The organism is Streptomyces sp. Root1310 (genome assembly GCF_001426425.1).
Taxonomy (GTDB): Bacteria; Actinomycetota; Actinomycetes; order Streptomycetales; family Streptomycetaceae; genus Streptomyces.
The window spans coordinates 2,104,814-2,124,915 of sequence record NZ_LMEQ01000001.1 but is presented as its reverse complement, the minus strand read 5'-3'; the positions used below and the strand labels follow the sequence as shown (position 1 = coordinate 2,124,915).

General features: G+C 71.5%; 19 protein-coding genes and 1 tRNA gene. 11 read left to right on the top strand and 9 right to left on the bottom strand.

Annotation, left to right across the window (positions count from 1 at the left end; translation table 11 throughout):
• Positions 1-2: 2 nt before the first annotated feature.
• The 3 genes from ASD48_RS09195 to phoU all read right to left on the bottom strand — a co-directional run bounded on the left by ASD48_RS09195 (position 3) and on the right by phoU (position 1,729).
• Positions 3-251 (bottom strand): SCO4226 family nickel-binding protein, encoded by a 249-nt coding sequence (locus ASD48_RS09195; RefSeq protein ID WP_057600846.1) that lies wholly within the window; start codon positions 249-251, stop codon positions 3-5.
• A 298-nt stretch (positions 252-549) separates the two neighbouring features.
• Positions 550-708, bottom strand: coding sequence for a hypothetical protein (locus ASD48_RS44695; protein WP_189921217.1), 159 nt, complete (start codon positions 706-708; stop codon positions 550-552).
• Between the two features lie 295 nt (positions 709-1,003).
• Entirely contained in the window at positions 1,004-1,729 is a 726-nt protein-coding gene (phoU, locus tag ASD48_RS09185) for a phosphate signaling complex protein PhoU (protein WP_057600844.1), read from the bottom strand.
• A 277-nt stretch (positions 1,730-2,006) separates the two neighbouring features.
• Here phoU and ASD48_RS09180 point away from each other — a divergent pair, with 277 nt between their 5' ends.
• The gene (locus ASD48_RS09180) at positions 2,007-3,353 is read left to right on the top strand and encodes an ATP-binding protein (protein WP_057600843.1); all 1,347 of its coding nucleotides are present in this window, start codon (positions 2,007-2,009) and stop codon (positions 3,351-3,353) included.
• The gene (locus ASD48_RS09175) at positions 3,350-4,030 is read left to right on the top strand and encodes a response regulator transcription factor (protein WP_007382946.1); all 681 of its coding nucleotides are present in this window, start codon (positions 3,350-3,352) and stop codon (positions 4,028-4,030) included. Before ASD48_RS09180 ends, ASD48_RS09175 begins: the two co-directional genes overlap by 4 nt.
• A gap of 131 nt (positions 4,031-4,161) precedes the next feature.
• On the opposite strand, the gene ASD48_RS09170 is transcribed toward ASD48_RS09175, so the two are convergent.
• Positions 4,162-4,836, bottom strand: a complete 675-nt coding sequence (locus ASD48_RS09170) for a copper chaperone PCu(A)C (protein ID WP_057600842.1) — start codon at positions 4,834-4,836, stop codon at positions 4,162-4,164.
• A 651-nt stretch (positions 4,837-5,487) separates the two neighbouring features.
• Here ASD48_RS09170 and ASD48_RS09165 point away from each other — a divergent pair.
• From ASD48_RS09165 to ASD48_RS09140, 6 genes are all read left to right on the top strand, one after another.
• Complete coding sequence (locus tag ASD48_RS09165; RefSeq protein ID WP_003953493.1) at positions 5,488-5,970, top strand: CarD family transcriptional regulator; 483 nt, start codon at positions 5,488-5,490, stop codon at positions 5,968-5,970.
• 357 nt (positions 5,971-6,327) lie between these two features.
• Complete coding sequence (ispD, locus tag ASD48_RS09160; protein WP_057600841.1) at positions 6,328-7,080, top strand: 2-C-methyl-D-erythritol 4-phosphate cytidylyltransferase; 753 nt, start codon at positions 6,328-6,330, stop codon at positions 7,078-7,080.
• Positions 7,070-7,567 carry a 2-C-methyl-D-erythritol 2,4-cyclodiphosphate synthase gene (gene ispF / locus ASD48_RS09155; protein WP_057600840.1) on the top strand — a complete coding sequence of 166 codons (498 nt, stop codon included), beginning with the start codon at positions 7,070-7,072 and terminating at the stop codon, positions 7,565-7,567. Before ispD ends, ispF begins: the two co-directional genes overlap by 11 nt.
• 106 nt (positions 7,568-7,673) lie before the next feature.
• Entirely contained in the window at positions 7,674-9,074 is a 1,401-nt protein-coding gene (gene cysS, locus ASD48_RS09150) for a cysteine--tRNA ligase (RefSeq protein ID WP_057600839.1), read from the top strand.
• 103 nt (positions 9,075-9,177) lie between these two features.
• On the top strand, positions 9,178-10,119 hold the full coding sequence (gene rlmB, locus ASD48_RS09145) for a 23S rRNA (guanosine(2251)-2'-O)-methyltransferase RlmB (protein ID WP_020130316.1): 942 nt from the start codon (positions 9,178-9,180) through the stop codon (positions 10,117-10,119).
• Positions 10,120-10,337: 218 nt separating this feature from the next.
• Entirely contained in the window at positions 10,338-12,008 is a 1,671-nt protein-coding gene (locus ASD48_RS09140; RefSeq protein ID WP_079073667.1) for a DoxX family protein, read from the top strand.
• Between the two features lie 184 nt (positions 12,009-12,192).
• On the opposite strand, the gene ASD48_RS09135 is transcribed toward ASD48_RS09140, so the two are convergent.
• The 3 genes from ASD48_RS09135 to ugpC form a co-directional block, all read right to left on the bottom strand.
• On the bottom strand, positions 12,193-12,924 hold the full coding sequence (locus tag ASD48_RS09135) for a nucleotidyltransferase family protein (RefSeq protein ID WP_057600837.1): 732 nt from the start codon (positions 12,922-12,924) through the stop codon (positions 12,193-12,195).
• Positions 12,925-13,025: 101 nt separating this feature from the next.
• Complete coding sequence (locus ASD48_RS09130; RefSeq protein WP_057600836.1) at positions 13,026-13,496, bottom strand: hypothetical protein; 471 nt, start codon at positions 13,494-13,496, stop codon at positions 13,026-13,028.
• 210 nt (positions 13,497-13,706) lie between these two features.
• Positions 13,707-14,795 carry a sn-glycerol-3-phosphate ABC transporter ATP-binding protein UgpC gene (gene ugpC, locus ASD48_RS09125; protein ID WP_057600835.1) on the bottom strand — a complete coding sequence of 363 codons (1,089 nt, stop codon included), beginning with the start codon at positions 14,793-14,795 and terminating at the stop codon, positions 13,707-13,709.
• A gap of 274 nt (positions 14,796-15,069) precedes the next feature.
• On the opposite strand from ugpC, the gene ASD48_RS09120 reads away from it, so the two are divergent.
• From ASD48_RS09120 to ASD48_RS09110, 3 genes are all read left to right on the top strand, one after another.
• Positions 15,070-15,143, top strand: a tRNA-Thr gene (locus ASD48_RS09120).
• Between the two features lie 119 nt (positions 15,144-15,262).
• Positions 15,263-15,889 carry a rhomboid-like protein gene (locus ASD48_RS09115; protein ID WP_199875732.1) on the top strand — a complete coding sequence of 209 codons (627 nt, stop codon included), beginning with the start codon at positions 15,263-15,265 and terminating at the stop codon, positions 15,887-15,889.
• Between the two features lie 9 nt (positions 15,890-15,898).
• Positions 15,899-17,317 carry an FAD-dependent oxidoreductase gene (locus ASD48_RS09110; protein ID WP_057600834.1) on the top strand — a complete coding sequence of 473 codons (1,419 nt, stop codon included), beginning with the start codon at positions 15,899-15,901 and terminating at the stop codon, positions 17,315-17,317.
• Between the two features lie 101 nt (positions 17,318-17,418).
• Here ASD48_RS09110 and ASD48_RS09105 read toward each other — a convergent pair whose 3' ends face one another.
• The gene (locus ASD48_RS09105; RefSeq protein ID WP_057600833.1) at positions 17,419-18,915 is read right to left on the bottom strand and encodes an MFS transporter; all 1,497 of its coding nucleotides are present in this window, start codon (positions 18,913-18,915) and stop codon (positions 17,419-17,421) included.
• Between the two features lie 60 nt (positions 18,916-18,975).
• Positions 18,976-19,947 (bottom strand): zinc-binding dehydrogenase, encoded by a 972-nt coding sequence (locus ASD48_RS09100; RefSeq protein ID WP_057600832.1) that lies wholly within the window; start codon positions 19,945-19,947, stop codon positions 18,976-18,978.
• Positions 19,948-20,102: the final 155 nt, after the last annotated feature.

Sequence of the window (20,102 nt, the reverse complement as noted above, 5' to 3'; positions counted from 1 at the left end):
TCTCACACCGTCAGCGGCACCGGGTGGATCTCGTCCGCCATGTGGCCGGTGCGCTCGTGGACGCGGAGGACGGCTTCCGCCGAGGGCCCTTCGGAGAGGCAGTAGACGGTGCCGGACTCCGGGTCCGCCCAGGCCCGTTCGAAGTGCACGCCCTCCTCGCCCTCGACGGCGAGGTCCGCCCGGTGGGCCTCGAGGAGCTGGTCGGCGGTGATGCCGTGCATGCCGTGGTGGACGTCCATGAAGCGGGTCATGACTGCCCGCCCCCTTCCAGTCGCCGTGCCTGTGTCTGTACCTGTACCTGTGCGTGCCACTGTGACTGCGGGTGTGCGTGTGCGTGTGCGTGTGCGTGTGTCTGTGCCCGCGCTCGCGCGCCTGCACTTCCATGCTGCGCTCGCGTTCCCGGCGCGGCGACCGGACGAGGAGCGACCCGGGCATGACGAGGGCCCGGGCATGACGCTGGACCGCACATGACGAGGGCCCGGGCAGGACGAGGGGCCCGGTGCCTGTATCGGCACCGGGCCCTCGTTCAACCGCGTTCGTCGTGCGTCTTCAGCCGCACTGGCAGGGGTTGCCCGACTGGCACCCGCAGCCGCACCCGGAACCGCAGCCGCACGCGCCGATGAGCATCAGGTTCCTGATCTCGGCGGGCTGCTCGGTCGGGCGTTCCTGTGCGGGGTCGGGCGTGGGAGTGGTGGGGGACTCGGCCATGGGTTCCTCCCGGAGGCGTAGGACCTGTGCCCATTGCATGCCCGTTCCGCTGGGCGCATCAACGGCTCAACGGCGCACGGTGGCTTGCGCACGCCCTGAGGGGATCCGTACGCCCCTGCCGGACGGGCCCCCGCGGTCACCCACTCACCACCGTGGCCTCCCGGCCACTCAGGTCCCACCTGCTCACCGTCGCGGTGACCTGCTCACCGTCGCGGTGACCTGCTCACCTTCGCGGTGACCTGCTCACCGTCCCGGTCACCCGCTCACCGTCCCGGTCACCCGCTCGCCGTCCGGCTCAGACGCCCTCGGCCGCGGTCCCTGTCCCCGTGCCTGCTCCGGTCGCCGGCTGGATGTCCGGCTGGATCTCCGGCTGGAGCTCGTCCGCGTGCTCGCCCGTCACCAGGAACACCACGCGCTTGGCGACGGCGACCGCGTGGTCGGCGAAGCGCTCGTAGTAGCGGCCCAGCAGCGTGACGTCGACGGCGGTCTCGATGCCGTGCTTCCAGCGGTCGTCCAGCAGGTGCTGGAAGAGGGTGCGGTGCAGGAGGTCCATCGCGTCGTCGTCCGACTCCAGCTGGAGCGCGAGGTCGACGTCCTTGGTGACGACGACCTCCGCGGCCTTCGCCATCAGGCGCTGCGCGAGCTGGCCCATCTCCAGGATGGTGGCGTGCAGGTCCTGCGGGACCGCGCGGTTCGGGAAGCGCAGCCGCGCCAGCTTCGCCACGTGCTGGGCGAGGTCGCCGGAGCGCTCCAGGTCGGCCGACATCCGCAGGGACGTGACGACGATCCGCAGGTCCGTCGCCACCGGCTGCTGCCGGGCCAGCAGTGCTATCGCCCGTGCCTCCAGGTCGTGCTGGAGCTCGTCGACCTTCTTGTCGGCCTCGATGACGCTCTCGGCGAGCTTCAGGTCGGCGTCGAGAATGGCGGTCGTGGCGCGCCCGATCGCCGACCCGACCAGCCGGGCCATCTCCACCAGGCTGTCGCCGATCGAGTCCAGTTCCTCGTGGTACGCGTCCCGCATCAGGGTTCCCTCTCGTACGTCGTGCTTGGGGTTCGGGTTCGGTTCCGGGGGCCAGAACCGGCCGCGAACCGGGTCGTCACCGGCTGCTGCACCGGCGCCGACCGGCCGTGGAACCGGTGCTGCGAACCCCACGGTGCCACGCTCCGCCCCGTACGCGTCGATTTCCGGCACCCCAAATGAACCACCACTGGCTCCAAGGTGAACTCTGGGCGACGAGTGTTCGAGGTCGCACCTCGATAGCTGTGGCCAGGACCGATCGCGTGCCTAACCTGGTGGCATGGACGTGAACGCGGCGGTCGCCGCAGCGGCAGCGATCGCCGGGGTACTCACCGGTGTCATCGCCATGCTGGCGTTCCGCTGGAGCGAGCGGGAGCAGAAGCGCCCCACGCGCACCTCGCTGCACACGGACCCGGTGCTTCCGCCGGGTGTGGACACCGTCCTGTCCGTGCTTCGCTCCTCCGCCGTCGTGCTCGACGAGGCCGACGCCGTCGTGAAGGCCAGCTCCGCCGCCTACGCCCTCGGGCTGGTACGCGGCGGCCGGCTTAGCGTCGAGCCGATGCTCAAGATGGCGCGGGACACCAGACGTGACGGAGAGATACGCCAGGTCGAGCTGGACCTCCCCCGGCGCGGGACCGGGCGCGGCGAGGCCCTCGCCGTGTCGGCCAGAGTGGCCCCGCTGGGTTCCCGGCTGGTCCTCCTGCTCGTGGAGGACCTCACCGAGGCCCGTCGTATCGAGGCGGTCCGGCGGGACTTCGTGGCGAACGTCAGCCATGAGCTGAAGACCCCGGTCGGCGCGCTCTCCCTTCTCTCCGAGGCCGTCATGGACGCCTCGGAGGATCCGGAGGCGGTGGAGCGGTTCGCCGGCCGTATGCAGATCGAGGCGACCCGGCTGACCAGCCTGGTCCAGGAACTGATCGACCTCTCCAGGGTCCAGAACGACGATCCTCTGGAGGACGCCGAGCCGGTGGGCATCGACGAGCTGGTCGCCGAGGCCGTCGACCGCTGCCGTCACCAGGCCGGCACCAAGCAGATCACCATGGCCGCCGGCGGCACCGCCGACCTGCGGGTCTTCGGGAACCGGGGCCAGCTGGCCGCCGCCCTCGGCAACCTGGTCGAGAACGCCGTGAACTACTCGCCCGCCCGGACCCGCGTCGGCATAGCCGCCCGCCGGGTGAGCGCGCCGGGCGGCGACCTGATCGAGATCGCCGTGACCGACCAGGGCATCGGTATCTCCGACAAGGACAAGGAGCGCATCTTCGAGCGCTTCTACCGCGTCGACCCGGCCCGCTCCCGCCAGACGGGCGGTACGGGGCTCGGGCTGGCGATCGTCAAGCACGTGGCCGCCTCGCACGGCGGGGAGGTCACGGTGTGGAGCGCCGAGAACCAGGGCTCCACGTTCACCCTGCGGTTGCCGGAGGTGGGCGTGGCCCGCGACCGCGCGCAGCAGCATCCCGACCCGGACGAGGCCGACGACGTCGACGACCTCGGTGACGTCGACGACGTCGAAGGCCTCGACGAGGTCGGCCACTCCTCCCCGCACCGCTCCACCCAGACATCACCCCGCGCCTCATCCCCCGATTCGTCCGCGTACCGGACGCTTTCCGCCCCGGAGGTCCTTCCGTGACCCGAGTGCTCGTCGTCGAGGACGAGGAGTCCTTCTCCGACGCCCTGTCCTACATGCTCCGCAAGGAAGGCTTCGAGGTCGCCATCGCGGCCACCGGGCCCGACGGACTCGACGAGTTCGAGCGCAACGGCGCCGACCTCGTACTACTCGACCTGATGCTGCCGGGTCTGCCCGGTACGGAGGTGTGCCGTCAGCTGCGCGGCCGCTCCAACGTCCCCGTGATCATGGTGACCGCGAAGGACAGCGAGATCGACAAGGTCGTCGGCCTGGAGATAGGAGCCGACGACTACGTCACCAAGCCCTTCTCCTCGCGCGAGCTGGTCGCCCGTATCCGGGCCGTTCTGCGCCGCCGGGGCGAGCCGGAGGAGGTGACCCCGGCGGCCCTGGAGGCCGGTCCGGTCCGTATGGACGTCGACCGGCACGTCGTGACGGTCTCCGGCTCCAAGGTCGACCTGCCCCTCAAGGAGTTCGACCTGCTGGAGATGCTGCTGCGCAACGCGGGCCGCGTCCTGACCCGTATGCAGCTCATCGACCGGGTCTGGGGCGCCGACTACGTGGGCGACACCAAGACCCTCGACGTCCACGTCAAGCGCCTGCGCGCCAAGATCGAGCCCGACCCGGGTGCCCCGCGGTACCTGGTGACGGTCCGCGGCCTGGGGTACAAGTTCGAGCCTTAGACCGGCCGCGGCCGCGGTCGCGGCCGCTCCCGGCGACGGGCGGGGACGGACGGGCACGCGAGGAGGGCGGCACCCCGGGTGGGGTGCCGCCCTCCTCGCGCGTGCGTACACGCGCGGGTGCGCGGGTGAGGTCAGTGACCGGCGGCCGCGGACTCCGACTCCGACGCGGAGGCCGAGTCCGACGGGGAGGCCGAGCCGGACTCCGCGGTGCCGCCCCCGGCGGCGGCCGCGCCCGAGGCCGACTGGGACGGGGACGCCGACGCGCTCTGTGAGGGGGACTCCGCGGCGCTTGGCATGTCGCTCGGGCCCCACTTGGTGAAGTAGCTCTCGGCGGGGACGACGAAGGCGCGCAGGCTGACCTCGCCGGTGTCGCTGAAGGTGAAGGTCACCTTCTGCGCGTCGCCGTCCTTGACGGCCTCACGGCTGCTCGTCAGGACGGCGGAGGCGTTGTTCGCGCCGCCGATGACGACCGAGCCGCCGGCCGGGACGGTCAGCTTGCCCTTGCCCTTGGCGGGCGAGAGCTCGGCGGACTTGCCGCCGTCGAGGGTGATGGAATCGAGCGTCTGCGCCTTGCTGCCGCTGTTGAAGACGGTCGCCGAGATCACGGCGGGACCGGTCGACTCCAGGTCGGGCTGGGTGATGACGAGGACGTTCTGAAGCTTGATGTCGCCGACGCTGGTGGCGGCGTTGTCCGGCTTGATCTCCAGGGTCTGGGAGTCGTTGCCGGCCCCACAGGCGGCGAGCGAGGCGATCGAGAACGCGATGGCGGAAGCGGCGAGGGCGCCGCGTCGAAGGCTGCTGCTCACGGCGGCGGCAACTCCTTGAACACACGGACGGCCTTCCTTTGGATAAAGCCGTCCTAAGGGTCTGTCAGCGGCCTTAGGTTACCGAGCCGTTCTCGCGCCATCGCACCCGACCCGCCTCTAGAGCGATCCCGTGCCTCGACGGACGCGCTGAACGGCCTCCGGCACCACCCGTCCCGACCGCCGCAGGTGACCCATGAGTCACTTTGGCTTCACCCGTCGTCTTCACGCTCGTCTTCTCACTTCGTCCATTCGTATAACCGCGCCGGACGTCCCCTCGCGGATTTTCGGTGAAGGAATGCGAGGTCGTCCCCGGAATTGATCACGGGCCGGGTCGGGGGGTCGATGATCAATTCCGGAAACGGCTCGTATCCGGCCACGTGAACCGAACGGAGTAGCGGAAGTCGCACTCCTGGAAGCGGACATATGTGGACGTTCGGCCGTTCGGGCGGGGCTCCGGATGTGTGTAACGTGCTCGTTTCTCCCCCCTCGGAGAGCACCTCCGACCTGCGAATACCTGCTTCCGCCGACCCTGCGCAGCACGTTCCTGTTGCTGTTGTCAAGCCCCGAGATATGCCCTGACCTGCGAAAACGCCATTCAGAACCCGCAGTTTCCGTGTTACCCTGGATAGCCACGGAAGGGGTACCTGTCACATGACGTTCAAGGTTGGCGACACCGTGGTCTATCCCCATCACGGGGCCGCGCTGATCGAGGCCATCGAAACTCGCCAGATCAAAGGCGTGGACAAGACCTACTTGGTGCTGAAGGTCGCCCAGGGTGACCTGACGGTACGTGTGCCAGCGGACAATGCGGAGTTCGTCGGCGTACGTGATGTGGTCGGTCAGGACGGGCTGGACCGGGTCTTCGAGGTGCTGCGCGCGCCGTACGCCGAGGAGCCCACGAACTGGTCGCGTCGTTACAAGGCAAATCTGGAGAAGCTCGCCTCCGGCGATGTCATCAAGGTCGCGGAAGTCGTGCGTGACCTGTGGCGTCGTGAGCGCGAGCGCGGACTCTCCGCCGGTGAGAAGCGCATGCTCGCCAAGGCCCGCCAGATCCTGGTGAGCGAGCTCGCTCTCGCGGAGAACACCAACGAGGACAAGGCCGAAGCCCTGCTCGACGAGGTGCTCGCGTCCTGAGCTCGACGCGTTTTTCGAGTGCTGATGCCGGCCCGAGACCGGTCTCCGCGCTCTGAGGAACACGCACACTGAAGAACACCGAAATGCCGCGGTGCCCGATGACGAATTCCCCGTCGCCGGGCGCTGCGGCATGTTCGCGCCAGGACAACCGTCGTACGCCCTACCCCCACAGGGGTGGTCGGTCGATACTGCCCCGAACCGCCCCCGATAATGCGACCGATGCTTCGATACTTGGTGTGCCGGGCCCGGGCTGCTGCCTCGACCGGCACGTCACGGAAGGGTCCGGTCAAGGCGTCGCGCCCGGCACTTCCAGGGCCATACCCACGCCGGGCCGGAACACAAACCTGACAGGAACCGATGTCTGACGATTCGCGTCCCTCCCCCGCGCCCACCCGTACGGCCGCGGTGATTCCGGCCGCCGGGCGGGGTGTCCGCCTCGGTCCGGGCGCCCCCAAGGCGCTCCGCACGCTGGGCGGCACACCGATGCTGATCCACGCGGTGCGCGCCCTCGCCGCCTCCCGCGCCGTCTCCCTGGTCGTCGTCGTTGCCCCGCCGGACGGCACCGCCGAGGTGAAGTCGCTGCTCGACGCGCACGCGCTGCCCGACCGCACCGACTTCCTGGTCGTGCCCGGCGGCGAGTCCCGCCAGGAGTCCGTGAAGCTCGGTCTGGACGCGCTGCCGCCCGGCCACGACATCGTCCTGGTGCACGACGCCGCCCGGCCGCTCGTCCCCGTCGACACGGTGGACGCCGTGATCGAGGCCGTACGGGAGGGCGCCCCCGCCGTCGTCCCGGCGCTGCCGCTCGCGGACACCGTCAAGGAGGTCGAACCGGCCGCGACCGCGGGCGACCCCGAGCCGGTCGTCGCGACACCCGAGCGCGCCCGCCTCCGCGCCGTGCAGACCCCGCAGGGCTTCGACCGGGCCACCCTGGTCCGCGCCCACGAGTCGGTCACGGAGAACGTCACCGACGACGCGAGCATGGTCGAGCAGCTGGGGCTGACGGTCGTGGTCGTCCCCGGCCACGAGGAGGCCTTCAAGGTCACCCGGCCCCTCGACCTGGTCCTCGCGGAGGCGGTCCTGGCCCGCAGGAGGCTCAACGATGGCTACTGAGACGCGGCCCGTGCTTCCCCAGGTCGGCATCGGTACCGACATCCACGCCTTCGAGGAGGGCCGCGAGCTGTGGTGCGCGGGCCTGAAGTGGGAGGGCGAGGGCCCCGGGCTGGCCGGGCACTCCGACGCGGACGTCGTCGCGCACGCCGCCTGCAACGCGCTCTTCTCCGCGGCCGGCCTCGGCGACCTGGGGCAGCACTTCGGCACCGGGCGCCCCGAGTGGTCCGGCGCCTCGGGCGTCACCCTGCTCACGGAGGCGGCCCGGATCGTCCGCGCGGCGGGCTTCGTCATCGGCAACATCGCCGTACAGGTGGTCGGACCCCGCCCCAAGATCGGCAAGCGGCGCGACGAGGCGCAGAAGATCCTTTCCGAGGCGGCGGGCGCGCCGGTGTCGGTGTCGGGCGCGACGACGGACGGGCTCGGGTTCCCGGGACGCGACGAGGGCCTGATGGCGATCGCGACGGCGCTGGTGGCGCGCGCCGGCTGACCGGCGCCGTGGGCGCCGGCCGACATATGCCATGGCATGTCACGAATGTGTGGCCCTTGGGCGGAAGGGGCTCGGGGCATCGCTTCGCGCCCACTACCCTGGAGAGGTGACCATTCGCCTGTACGACACCAGTGCCCGGCAGATCCGTGACTTCGCCCCGCTCCAGCCGGGTTGTGTCTCGATCTACCTCTGTGGTGCCACCGTGCAGGCGGCCCCGCACATCGGGCACATCCGCTCGGGCCTGAACTTCGACATCATGCGCCGGTGGTTCGCCCACCGGGGCTACGACGTCACGTTCATCCGCAACGTCACCGACATCGACGACAAGATCATCGCCAAGTCGCACGACCAGGGCCGTCCCTGGTGGTCGATCGGGTACGAGAACGAGCGGGCGTTCAACGACGGCTACCAGGCGCTGGGTTGCCTGCCGCCGACCTACGAACCCCGCGCCACCGGGCACGTCCCCGAGATGATCGAGATGATGCGCGGGCTGATCGAGCGCGGTCACGCCTACGAGTCCGAGGGCAACGTCTACTTCGACGTGCGCTCGTTCCCGGAGTACCTCCAGCTGTCCAACCAGGAGCTGGACAACCTGCTCCAGCCCTCGGGGGACGGCGAGACCGGCAAGCGCGACCAGCGGGACTTCGCCCTGTGGAAGTCCGTCAAGCCGGGTGAGCCGAGCTGGGAGACCCCCTGGGGCCGAGGCCGTCCCGGCTGGCACCTCGAGTGCTCGGCCATGGCGCACAAGTACCTGGGCACCGCCTTCGACATCCACGGCGGCGGCCTCGACCTGATCTTCCCGCACCACGAGAACGAGATCGCCCAGGCCAAGGCCTACGGCGACGAGTTCGCGCGGTACTGGGTGCACAACGCCTGGGTCACCATGGCCGGGGAGAAGATGTCGAAGTCGCTGGGCAACAGCGTCCTCGTCTCCGAGATGGTGAAGCAGTGGCGCCCGATCGTGCTGCGCTACTACCTCGGTACGCCCCACTACCGCTCGATGATCGAGTACAGCGAGGAGTCGCTGCGCGAGGCCGAGTCGGCGTTCGCGCGGATCGAGGGCTTCGTGCAGCGCGTCGTCGAGAAGGCCGGGGGAGTCGTCGAGCCGGCGGCCGAGGTGCCGCCCGCCTTCGCCGAGGCGATGGACGACGACCTGGGTGTCCCGCAGGCGCTCGCCATCGTGCACACGACGGTCCGGCAGGGGAACTCGGCCCTCGCCGCCGACGACAAGGAAGCCGCCGTGGCACGCCTCGCCGAGGTCCGTGCCATGCTCGGCGTCCTCGGTCTGGACCCGCTCGACGCCCACTGGGCCGGCGAGGAGAGCCGGGGTGAGGACCTGCACGGCGTGGTCGACAGCCTCGTACGACTCGTCCTCGACCAGCGCGAGTCGGCCCGCGCGCGCAAGGACTGGGCGACCGCGGACGCCATCCGCGACCAGCTCACCCAGTCCGGCCTGGCCATCGAGGACGGCCCGCAGGGGCCGCGCTGGACCCTCGGCCCGCGGTAGGGCGGGCCCCGGGGCCTGTCCTTGATCGACTGTGCCGCCCGGCCTTCCGGGCGGCACACTGCATAAGACGTACGTACGAAAAGCTCACGGAGACGAGAGACTCATGGCAGCCAACAACCGCCGCATGTCCGGCAAGAAGGGCGCGCAGGTCGGCAGTGGCGGCCAGCGGCGCCGGGGCCTGGAGGGCAAGGGTCCCACCCCGCCCGCCGAGATGCGCAAGAAGCACAAGGCGAACCGGATCGCGACCGCCAAGGCGAAGCAGGCCGTGCGCCGGCCCGCACAGCGCGGCCGCGGCGGCAAGGGCACGTCCGAGATGGTCGTCGGCCGCAACTCCGTCGTCGAGGCGCTGCGCGAGGGCGTGCCCGCGACGATGCTCTACGTGCAGCAGTTCATCGACAACGACGAGCGGGTGCGCGAGGCGCTCCAGCTCGCCGCCGAGCGCGGTGGCATCCACCTCATGGAGGCTCCGCGTCCCGAGCTGGACCGCATGACCAACGGCCTCAACCACCAGGGCCTGGTCCTCCAGGTCCCGCCGTACGAGTACGCGCACCCCGAGGACCTGGCGTCGACCGCCTACGACCACGGCGAGGACCCGCTGATCGTGGCCCTCGACGGCGTGACCGACCCGCGCAACCTGGGTGCAGTCGTCCGTTCCGTCTCCGCCTTCGGCGGTCACGGCGTCGTCGTCCCCGAGCGCCGTGCGGCCGGTATGACGGCGGGCGCCTGGAAGACGTCCGCCGGTGCGGCCGCCCGTACGCCGGTCGCCCGCGCCACCAACCTCACCCGCGCCCTGGAGGCCTACAAGAAGGCCGGTATCGCGATCGTCGGCCTGGCCGCCGACGGTGAGCACGAGGTCGGCACGCTGAAGGCACTGGACGGCCCGGTCGTCATCGTCGTCGGCAGCGAGGGCAAGGGCCTCTCCCGCCTGGTCGGCGAGACCTGTGACTTCCGGGTGCGGATCCCGATGCCGGGTGGCGCGGAATCCCTCAACGCGGGTGTGGCGGCCGGGATCGTGCTGTACGAGGCGGCTCGGCGCCGGGGCTGAGGCAGACAGGCCGGGCCGCGCCGGCCCGGACCGGCGCAGCTGGCCGGCTCGGACCGACGCGGCCCTGCGACGCCGCGTCGCGCGCGAGGGCCGCAGGGGGCGAAGGCTCACTGCGGTTCACTCGGACGGGTTAATCCCGGCGAGTAGTGCAACCTTGACGGAGTCCGGACACATCCGGCGGGTCAAAGCAGTGTCCTAAACACACGTCACTCGGTTAGATGAGTGTGGACACCAGAACACCCCGCACACCCACGGGGGACCGCTCGTCGGGATTCGACGACGCTCCCGCGCTGAGCATGGTGAAGGTGCCGAGCGATCCGGCGCAGATCATCGTCAGCCACGCGAGCTTCCGCGTGCAGCTGGGCGCGTCGGCGCGGCGTAACCAATCCCCGCGGATCGCCCGGCACGTGAGCGCCATCGATGACACCGCGCGCATCGCCGCCGTCGGGTCGGCCGGCAGAGCGGGCGCCGCTTCCGGTGGCCGTCGGCGGGCCGTCGTCTGGAGCGGCAAGTCCGCCCCGGACGACACCGGCGCCCACCGACTGCTGCAGGCCGTGCGGGCAGGCAGCGTCGGCCACGGCGAACCGCCCGGTGCCGACGCCGGAGCCACCCAGGTCATCCCCCGCGTCGGCATGGGCGACCGCGGGTACGACGGCGACCTCGCCGCGCAGACCCTCGAGACCCCGATCGTCGGCGCCCAGCGGACGCCCGTCGACGGCGAGCGGCGGATCCTGCCGAACATGCGCGGCGTCGGCAGCGCCTACGACGAACCCGCCTACGACGACGCCCAGTTCGAGGACTTCGGGGAAGCCGACGTCGACCCGGACCCGGCGCCCCGGAGCCGGCGGCAGGGCGACGACCCCGCCCGGCACGCCTACTACCCGGGCCGCCGGATGAACCTCGGCGTGGTCCTGCTCCCGCTGCGCATCTTCCTCGGCTTCATCTCCATCTACGGCGGCATGGGCAAGTTGTGCGACCCCGTCTACTTCGACGGCGGCAAGCGCGGTTCCATGGTGAAGTGGCTCAACACCCTGCACCCGTGGGAAGTGGCCGAGCCGCTGCGCCAGTTCGCCCTGCACCACCCGGTCGGCTCCGGCCTCGTGATCGCCTTCCTCCAGGTCGTCGTGGGCGTCCTCACGATCCTGGGCTGCTGGCAGCGGGTCGCCGCGGTCGTCGGCGCCGGGCTCTCCGCGGCGCTCATCGTCACCGTCAGCTGGAAGACCGTCCCGGTCTACGACACCCCCGACATCATCTACCTCGCCGCCTGGTCGCCGCTGATCATCGCGGGCGCCCCCGTCTACTCGGTGGACGGTCGGCTCGCCGCCGGTGCGTGGCGCCGGCTCGGTCCGCGCTCCGACCTGTGGGAGCTGCGCCGTTACGTGCTGCGTCGTGGGGCCCTGGTGACCGCGATCGCCGTCGGGCTCACCCTGCTCGTCGGCTCGCTGCTCGGCGGCGCCGTCCGCGACGCCGACCGGGTGGTCGTCCCCGGCCCGGGCGAGCCCCCGCGCAACGAGCTGCCCGGCTCGCCGCTGCCGGAGAAGTCCGGCACGCGCAAGGCGTCCCGCGAGCCCTCCGCGTCCAGCTCGCCCACCCAGGGCGCCACCTCGGCGGCCCCGACGGCGGGCACGGACAGCGAGCCGTCGAAGGCACAGGACTCCGGCACCACCGGCAGCGGCGACGCCGGCGCCCCCAGCCAGACGCAGGGCACCGCGGGCGAGGCCCCTCCGGAGCAGTCCACTCCCGTGGAGCAGGCGCCCGCCACCAGCTCCGGCCCGTCCTCCGGCGGCTCGGCCGGCTCGGGCGGTTCGTCGAGCGGCGGCGGTGGCGGCTCGGACGGCGGCTCCTCGTCCTCCGGCCAGCCGGGCCTGGTGGGCGGGCTGCTCGGGTAGGGAGGGACCGCGGAAGGGCCGGGGTGCCGTGCGCTGACAAGCGCACGGCACCCCGGCCCTTCCGCTTTGTGAGGGGGCGCGGGAACTGCGTTACCGGCCCCCACCGGGCCGGTGGCCGACGAGGAACCGCTCCGGTCCACCCGCGGAGCGACTCCCGGCGACTCCCGGCGACTCTCAGCGACTCTCAGCGACTCAGCGCCGCCAGTTCCTTCGCCGCCTCCGTGAGGTCCTTCGCGGTGTCGATGGCCCGCCAGTACGCCCCCTGCGGGAGCGGGAACCCGGCCAGCCGCCGTTCGCGGGCGAGGTGCGGGAACGTGGTCCGCTCGTGGTCCCCGCGCTCGGGGAGCAGACCGGCGAAGGCGGGGGAGAAGACGTAGACGCCCGCGTTGATCTCGTACGTGGTGGGCGGCGCCTCGATGAAGTCCGTGATGTGGCCGAACCCGTCCGTCTGCACCGCACCCCACGGAATGCGCGGACGGGCCAGCGCGAGGGTCGCTATGGCGTCGCGCTCGGTGTGGAAGTCGGCCATCTCGCGCAGCGAGAAGCGGGTCCAGATGTCGCCGTTGGTGGCGTACCAGGGCCGGTCGGGGTGGGGCAGGTGGGCGGCCGCGTACTTCAGCCCGCCGCCGCGGCCCAGGGGCTCGGTCTCGACGACGGTGGTGACCTTGACGGGCAGGTCGGCCGACTTCAGCCAGTCCTGGAGGACCTCGGCGAGGTGGCCGCAGGAGACGACGACGTCGGTGACGCCCTCCTCGGCGAGCCAGACGAGCTGATGGCCGATGATCGGCGTCCCCGTGCCGGGGATCTCGACCATCGGCTTGGGCCGGTCGTCGGTGTACGGACGCAGCCGCGACCCCTGGCCACCGGCCAGGATGACGGCTTGCGTGGGGCGGGACGCGGCGTGCGGATCGGTCATGCCCGCACTGTACGTGCCGCTTGTTGCGGGGCGTACGGCTCCCCCGGCGGGAGGGAACCGCACGCCCCGGTCGCTGCGGGCCGGCCCGGCGACCCGGTCGCTCAGCCCCGGGCCGCCAGGACACCCGAGGCGAAGGCCGTGTCGCACACCGGGCGGGAGTACGACTGGGCGCGCGAGGGGCCGTACACGCGGACGGCCGCCCGGCCCAGGGCGCGGGCGATGGAGGAGCAGTGCTTCGCCAGCGACGGCTTGCCGTTCACGGCGGCCTGGAGGTGGGTCAGGGCGGTGCCCGGATCCTTCTCCTGGAGCTCGGTCAGCAACTGGTCGCGCAGCACGTCCTGCGGGGCCTTGGCGGCCTCGTGCGAGGACTGCTGCGCGGCGGAGACGTCGGAGGCGGTGAGCACCGAATCCGAGGGGTTCCCCGACCAGTTGACCCGGGTGACCGCGAGGGTCCCGGAGAGCACCATGACGACGGGCAGGACGAGGGCGAGCGAGCGGCCGATCCGGCGGGCTGGGCCGCCCTGGCCGCGGCGCGTGCGCTGGGTGGTGGAGTGGTTCGCGGAGTGCTTCACGCGTGAGAGGGTAGCGTGCAGTAATGATGTGGCGACATTGAGTCACTCGGACGGGGGATGAAGCTGTGCTCCCTTTTGGGTAAGGGGTTGACGGACCTCGGTCGGAATGTCCGCTGTGCCGGGGATTTCCGCGGGCAGGGAAAAGGGCCCCGCAGCAGCCTGCGGGGCCCTTTTCGTCAACCCGGGTGAATCACCCGGGTTCAAACCGGGTCAGTCGGAGAGGCGTGCACCCGTCGACGTCGAGAAGACGTGGGTCTCGCCCGCGCGCGGGACGACGTGCAGCGTGCTGCCCTTCTCCGGGACGTCACGGCCGCCGACGCGGACCACGAGGTCCTTCGACTCGCCGCCGACCTTGGCGGTGCCGTAGACGAAGGCGTCGGAGCCGAGCTCCTCGACCACGTTCACGACGACCGCGAGGCCCGTGTCGGCGTCGGAGCCGGCCACGTCGAAGTGCTCGGGGCGGACACCGACGGTGACCGTCTTGTCGGTGGCGGCGGCGAGCGCGTCGCGCTGGACCGGGACCACCGAGTTGCCGAACTTCACGCCGCCGTCGGCGATCGGCACCTCGACGAGGTTCATCGCCGGGGAGCCGATGAAGCCGGCCACGAAGAGGTTCGCGGGCCGGTCGTACATGTTGCGCGGGGTGTCGACCTGCTGGAGCAGACCGTCCTTGAGGACCGCCACGCGGTCGCCCATGGTGAGGGCCTCGACCTGGTCGTGGGTGACGTAGACGGTGGTGATGCCGAGGCGGCGCTGCAGCGAGGCGATCTGCGTACGCGTCGAGACGCGGAGCTTGGCGTCCAGGTTGGACAGCGGCTCGTCCATGAGGAAGACCTGCGGCTCACGCACGATGGCGCGGCCCATCGCGACACGCTGGCGCTGACCACCCGAGAGGGCCTTCGGCTTGCGGTCCAGGTACTCGGTGAGGTCGAGGATCTTCGCGGCCTCTTCGACCTTCTGCCGGATCTCCGCCTTGTTGACGCCGGCGATCTTGAGCGCGAAGCCCATGTTGTCGGCGACCGACATGTGCGGGTAGAGGGCGTAGTTCTGGAACACCATGGCGATGTCCCGGTCCTTGGGCGGCAGGTGCGTGACGTCGCGGTCGCCGATGCGGATCGCGCCGCCGTTGACGTCCTCGAGCCCCGCGAGCATGCGGAGCGAGGTGGACTTGCCGCAGCCGGACGGGCCGACCAGGACGAGGAACTCGCCGTCCGCGATGTCGATCTCGAGAGCGTCGACGGCGGGCTTGGTGGAACCCGGGTAGATCCGGGTCGCCTTGTCGAACGTGACAGTGGCCATGGTGAAGGGCCCCCTTCTACCGGCAGGAACGTGCCGGACGATCCGTTGTAGGAAGGTGGTTGGTGTAGTCCACATGAGCGAACTGGGTCAGGACGGTACCTGGCGTTTCCCCGTCTGTCAGTACCCGCAGGCATGTGAACTTCGCGGAAACTTTCGCGTGGGGCCGAGCCGTCCGCCGGTCAGGGCCGCGCGGACCGCGCAAGTCCGTGGCCCGGGGAAAGCGGGGCTGTGTACAGTGGTCCCGCCCTCGCGTGCGTGCGGTGGCGCGCGCGATGCCTCCTTAGCTCAGCTGGCCAGAGCAGCTCACTTGTAATGAGCAGGTCGTCGGTTCGAATCCGACAGGGGGCTCTCCGAAAAGCCCAGGTCAGCTCTTGTGCGACCTGGGCTTTCGCATGCCCGCGACCGGTGATTCGCCGATACTGGGCCGGGTGAGACGGCTCAGCGGGCTTTCCGGCGTCCCGCGGGCGGTGTGGGCGTACGTCCGCAGCGCGCCCGGCACCTATGTGTGGCTGACGGTCCTGTTCGTCACGACGGTGGCCCTGCACCACATGTCGCCGGAGTTCGAGCAGGAGTTCCTGCGGCAGCGGTCCACCAACATCCATGAGCTGACCCGGCACCCGGTGCGGGTGCTGGTGGCGAGCGCGATGTGGATCGACGGCGGGCACTGGCTGCCGTACGCGGTGCTGTACTCCGTGTTCCACGCCCGGGCCGAGCGGTGGCTGGGCACCGCTCGGTGGCTGGCGGTGTGCGCGGCGGCCCATGTGCTGGCGACGCTGATCAGCGAGGGGGCGCTGGCGAAGGCGATCCGGGACGGGCTCGCCCCGCAGTCGGCGGTCAACACCCTCGACGTCGGGGTGAGTTACGCGCTGTCGGGCGTGGTCGCGGTGCTCGTCTACCGGATCCGCCCACCCTGGCGGTACGGGTATCTCGCGGCCGTGCTCGTCTTCTACGGCTTCCCGCTGACCGCCGGACCGACGTTCACGGACTTCGGCCACTTCGTCTCCGTCCTCATCGGGCTGGCGTGTTATCCGCTGGTCACAGGACGTGAAAGACAACGGAATCCGAAGGAGACAGCGCCCGTGCCGCCGGGTTAACGTCCGGCCATGAGCAGCTCGGCAAGCGGTGTCGTGGACGGCGTCGTCAACGGCGGCATCTCCTTCTGGTACGCGGACGACGGCCTTCCGGCGGTGCGGGAGCCGCTCGCCGGGGACGCCTCCGCCGATGTCGTGATCGTCGGCGGCGGGTACACGGGGCTGTGGACGGCGTACTACCTGAAGAAGGCGGCGCCCTTCCTGCGGATCACCGTCCTGGAGCAGAGGTTCTGCGGATACGGCGCCTCCGGGCGCAACGGCGGCTGGCTGTACAACGGCATCGCGGGCCGGGACAGATACGCGAAGCTGCACGGCCACGAGGCCGCCGTACGGCTCCAGCGGGCGATGAACGACACCGTCGACGAGGTCGTCCGTGCGGTGGCGGAGGAGGGCTTCGACGCCGGTGTCCACCAGGGCGGGGTGCTGGAGGTGGCCCGGACCCCCGCGCAGCTGGCGCGGCTGAAGGACTTCCACGCGCACGAGCTGTCGTACGGGGAGCGGGACCGCGAGCTGTACGGCGCCCGGGAGACGGCGGAGCGGGTGCGGGTGGCGGGCGCCGTGGGGTCGAGCTGGACCCCGCACGGGGCGCGGGTGCACCCGGTGAAGCTGGTCAAGGGGCTCGCGGCCGCCGTGGAGGCGCTGGGGGTGGAGATCCGCGAGTCGACCCCGGTGACGGAGATCCTCCCGGGACGGGCGGTGACGCCGTACGGGACCGTGCGGGCGCCGTACGTGCTGCGTTGCACGGAGGGGTTCACGGCCGCGTTGAAGGGTGAGCGGCGGACCTGGCTGCCCATGAACTCCTCGATGATCGCCACCGAGCCGCTCACCGAGGAGCAGTGGGCGGCGGTCGGCTGGTCGGGGCGGGAGGCGCTCGGCGACATGGCCCACGCCTACATGTACGCCCAGCACACGGCGGACGGCCGGATCGCGCTCGGCGGGCGCGGGGTGCCGTACCGCTTCGGCTCGCGGACGGACAACGACGGACGCACGCAGCTCGAGACCGCCGGGGCGCTGCGCGAGATCCTGGTCGGGTTCTTCCCGGCGCTGGCCGGGGTGCGGGTCGAGCACGCCTGGTCCGGGGTGCTGGGCGTGCCGCGCGACTGGTGCGCGACGGTCACGCTGGACCGGGCCACGGGCCTCGGCTGGGCGGGCGGTTACGTCGGCTCCGGCGTCGCCACCGCGAACCTGGCCGCGCGGACCCTGCGGGACCTGGTGCGGCTCGACTCCGGCCAGGAGGGCCGCACCGACCTCACCGACCTGCCCTGGGTCGGACACAAGGTGCGCAGGTGGGAGCCAGAGCCGCTGCGCTGGCTGGGGGTGCAGGGCATGTACGCGACCTACCGGGCGGCGGACCGGCGGGAGACGGAACGCCACGCGTCGGGCTCCTCGCGGCTGGCCCGGCTCGCGGACCGGGTGGCGGGACGCCACTGACGGGTCGGCCAGCGGCCGGTCGGGGGGCAGGGGCAGCGTCGGGTCGGGAGGCAGGGGTGGGTCGGGTCGGGTCGGGCAGGGGTGGTCGACGGCGAAAGCGGTCAGGCCACCGATTCCGGTACGGCCGCTGCCGGGGCGTGTCTCGGGGGGCCGGTGGTGACCATCAGGCCCGCCACCAGGCCGGCCAGCAGCATGATGCCGGCGGCCCACCAGATGGCCACCGTGTAGCCGTGCACAGTGCCCTCCGCGATGACCTGGGCCCGGCGCGCGGGGCCGGTCGGACGGGCCGAGATGTAGGCGGCGCTGCTGGTGGTGGCGATCGTGTTGAGCAGCGCGGTGCCGATGGAGCCGCCCACCTGCTGTGAGGTGTTGACGGTGGCGGACGTGACGCCGGCGTCCTGCGGGGCGACCCCGGCGGTGGCCGTGGAGAAGACCGGCATGAACGTCAGCCCCATGCCGAGGCCCATCAGGAGCAGGGCGGGCAGGATCTCGTCGGCGTAGGAGGAGTCCACCGTCATCCGGGTCAGGATCATCATGCCGCCCGAGGCGAGGAGCATGCCGGGGACCATCAGCATGCGCGGCGGCACGCGGCTCATCAGCCGCGCGGAGATCTGGGTGGAGCCGATGATGATCGCCAGGGTGAGCGGGAGGAAGGCGAGGCCCGTCTTCAGGGGGGAGTAGCCGAGGATGACCTGGAGGTAGTAGGTCATGAACAGGAACAGGCCGAACATCCCGATGATGGCGAGGCCCATGGTCAGGAAGCAGCCCGCGCGGTTGCGGTCCTTGATGATGTGCAGGGGCAGCAGCGGCACCCGCGCCTTGGTCTGCCACCACACGAACACCGTGAGCAGGACGATCCCGCCCGCGAAGAGCCCCAGCACCAGGGGGTCGGTCCAGCCGCGCGGTTCGGCCTCGCTGAAGCCGTAGACGATCGCGACCAGGCCGCCGCAGCCCAGCACCGCGCCGGGCACGTCGAGACGGACGTCCGCGTGACCGGGGCGGTCGTGGAGCAGTGCCAGGGCGCCGAGCACGGCGACGACGGCGATGGGCACGTTGACGTACAGGCACCAGCGCCAGTCGAGGTACTCGGTGAGCAGGCCGCCGACGATGAAGCCGATCGCGGCGCCGCTGCCGGCGAGCGCGCCGTAGATACCGAAGGCCTTCCCGCGTTCCTTGGGGTCGGTGAACGTCGTCGTCAGGAGGCTGAGCGCGGAAGGGGCGAGCAGGGCCGCGAAGGCGCCCTGGAGGGCGCGGGCGCCGAACAGCATGCCCGAGCCGGTGGCCGCCCCGCCGAGCGCGGAGGCGACGGCGAAGCCGATGAGCCCGATGACGAACGTGCGTTTGCGGCCCACCAGGTCGGCGATGCGGCCGCCGAGCAGGAGCAGGCCGCCGAAGGCCAGGGTGTAGGCGGTGATCACCCACTGGCGGTCGCCGTCGGAGATGCCCAGGTCCTCCTGTGCGGAGGGGAGCGCGATGTTCACGATCGTCGCGTCGAGGACGACCATGAGCTGGGCGAGGGCGATGATCACCAGGCCCCACCAGCGGCGGGGATCGGGTTCGGTGTCTGCGGAGGATTCACCTGTTCGGGTGACACTCATCCAGACAGAACACCATGAATCATCTCTTGTCGCATCCCTGGACCGGTTGGCCCTGGTGGGTCATGGCACCAGGACGACCTTTCCGACCGTTCCCCGGGTCTCCAGCGCTCGGTGCGCGGCGGCGGCCTCGGCGAGCGGGAAGGTCTGCACCGCCGGGTTCAGCCGGCCGGCGGCCGCCTCGGCGAGGGCGCGAAGCTCCAGGGCCCGCAGGCCGCCCGCCTTCTCGATCATCACCGGTCCCAGGACCGACCGGGAGACTCCCTCGACGAAGTAGCCCTTCCCGTCGCGGACGCCCTCGGCGGACCAGCCGAACACGAGGTGCCTGCCGGTGGGGCCGAGCAGGGCGACGGCCGCACGGCCGACGTCACCGCCCACGCCGTCGAAGACGACGTCGGCGGTCCGGCCGCCCAGCCGGGCGCGGACCTCGGCGGGCCAGCCGGTGTCCGTGTAGTCGACGGCGAGATCGGCGCCGTTCGCCGCCACCCGGGCCACCTTCTCCGGCCCGCCGGCCAGCCCGACGACGGTCGCGCCCACGTTCTTGGCGTACTGCACCAGGAGCGTGCCGATGCCGCCCGCGGCCGCGGGGACCACGGCGACGGACGCGGGCCCCAGCTCGGCGAACTGGAGGATCCCCAGCGCCGTCCGGCCGGTGCCGATCATGGCGACGGCCCGGGCGGGGTCCAGGTTCGGCGGGATCTCGTGCACACGGTCGACGTCGGTGACGGCACGTTCGGCGTACCCGCCGGGCGCGAAGCCGAGGTGGGCGACGACGCGTCTGCCGAGCCAGCTGTCGGGGGTGCCCTCGCCGACCGCCTCGACGAGGCCGGCGATCTCCCGGCCGGGGATCGTGGGGAGGGTCGTCGGCGCGGGGGCGGGTCCCTGGAGGCCCTCGCGCAGGGCGGTGTCCAGGAGGTGGACGCCCGCGGCCTCGACGGCGACACGGACCTGGCCGGGTCCGGGCACCGGGTCGGCGACCTCCTCGTGGCGGAGGTTCTCGGCGGGGCCGAAGGCATGGAGGCGGATGGCGTGCATGGTGATCCCCCGTGGGTGGTGGGCGGTGGCTGGTGCGTGGTGCGTGGTGCGTGGCGGGTGGTGCGTGGTGGGTGGCGGGTGGTGGGTTCTTGGTTACGGGTGCGGGGCGGCGGGGCCGGGTCGGGACCGGCTGTTGCCCGACCGCTCCCACCCTT

What these genes read in the sequence shown, in the direction of transcription:
- ASD48_RS09195 (WP_057600846.1), bottom strand. Translation starts at nt 251, where the DNA reads ATGACCCGCTTCATGGACGTCCACCACGGCATGCACGGCATCACCGCC.
- ASD48_RS44695 (WP_189921217.1), bottom strand. Translation starts at nt 708, where the DNA reads ATGGCCGAGTCCCCCACCACTCCCACGCCCGACCCCGCACAGGAACGC.
- phoU (WP_057600844.1), bottom strand. Translation starts at nt 1,729, where the DNA reads ATGCGGGACGCGTACCACGAGGAACTGGACTCGATCGGCGACAGCCTG.
- ASD48_RS09180 (WP_057600843.1), top strand. Translation starts at nt 2,007, where the DNA reads ATGGACGTGAACGCGGCGGTCGCCGCAGCGGCAGCGATCGCCGGGGTA.
- ASD48_RS09165 (WP_003953493.1), top strand. Translation starts at nt 5,488, where the DNA reads ATGACGTTCAAGGTTGGCGACACCGTGGTCTATCCCCATCACGGGGCC.
- ispD (WP_057600841.1), top strand. Translation starts at nt 6,328, where the DNA reads ATGTCTGACGATTCGCGTCCCTCCCCCGCGCCCACCCGTACGGCCGCG.
- ispF (WP_057600840.1), top strand. Translation starts at nt 7,070, where the DNA reads ATGGCTACTGAGACGCGGCCCGTGCTTCCCCAGGTCGGCATCGGTACC.
- rlmB (WP_020130316.1), top strand. Translation starts at nt 9,178, where the DNA reads ATGGCAGCCAACAACCGCCGCATGTCCGGCAAGAAGGGCGCGCAGGTC.
- ASD48_RS09140 (WP_079073667.1), top strand. Translation starts at nt 10,338, where the DNA reads ATGAGTGTGGACACCAGAACACCCCGCACACCCACGGGGGACCGCTCG.
- ASD48_RS09135 (WP_057600837.1), bottom strand. Translation starts at nt 12,924, where the DNA reads ATGACCGATCCGCACGCCGCGTCCCGCCCCACGCAAGCCGTCATCCTG.
- ugpC (WP_057600835.1), bottom strand. Translation starts at nt 14,795, where the DNA reads ATGGCCACTGTCACGTTCGACAAGGCGACCCGGATCTACCCGGGTTCC.
- ASD48_RS09110 (WP_057600834.1), top strand. Translation starts at nt 15,899, where the DNA reads ATGAGCAGCTCGGCAAGCGGTGTCGTGGACGGCGTCGTCAACGGCGGC.
- ASD48_RS09105 (WP_057600833.1), bottom strand. Translation starts at nt 18,915, where the DNA reads ATGAGTGTCACCCGAACAGGTGAATCCTCCGCAGACACCGAACCCGAT.
- ASD48_RS09100 (WP_057600832.1), bottom strand. Translation starts at nt 19,947, where the DNA reads ATGCACGCCATCCGCCTCCATGCCTTCGGCCCCGCCGAGAACCTCCGC.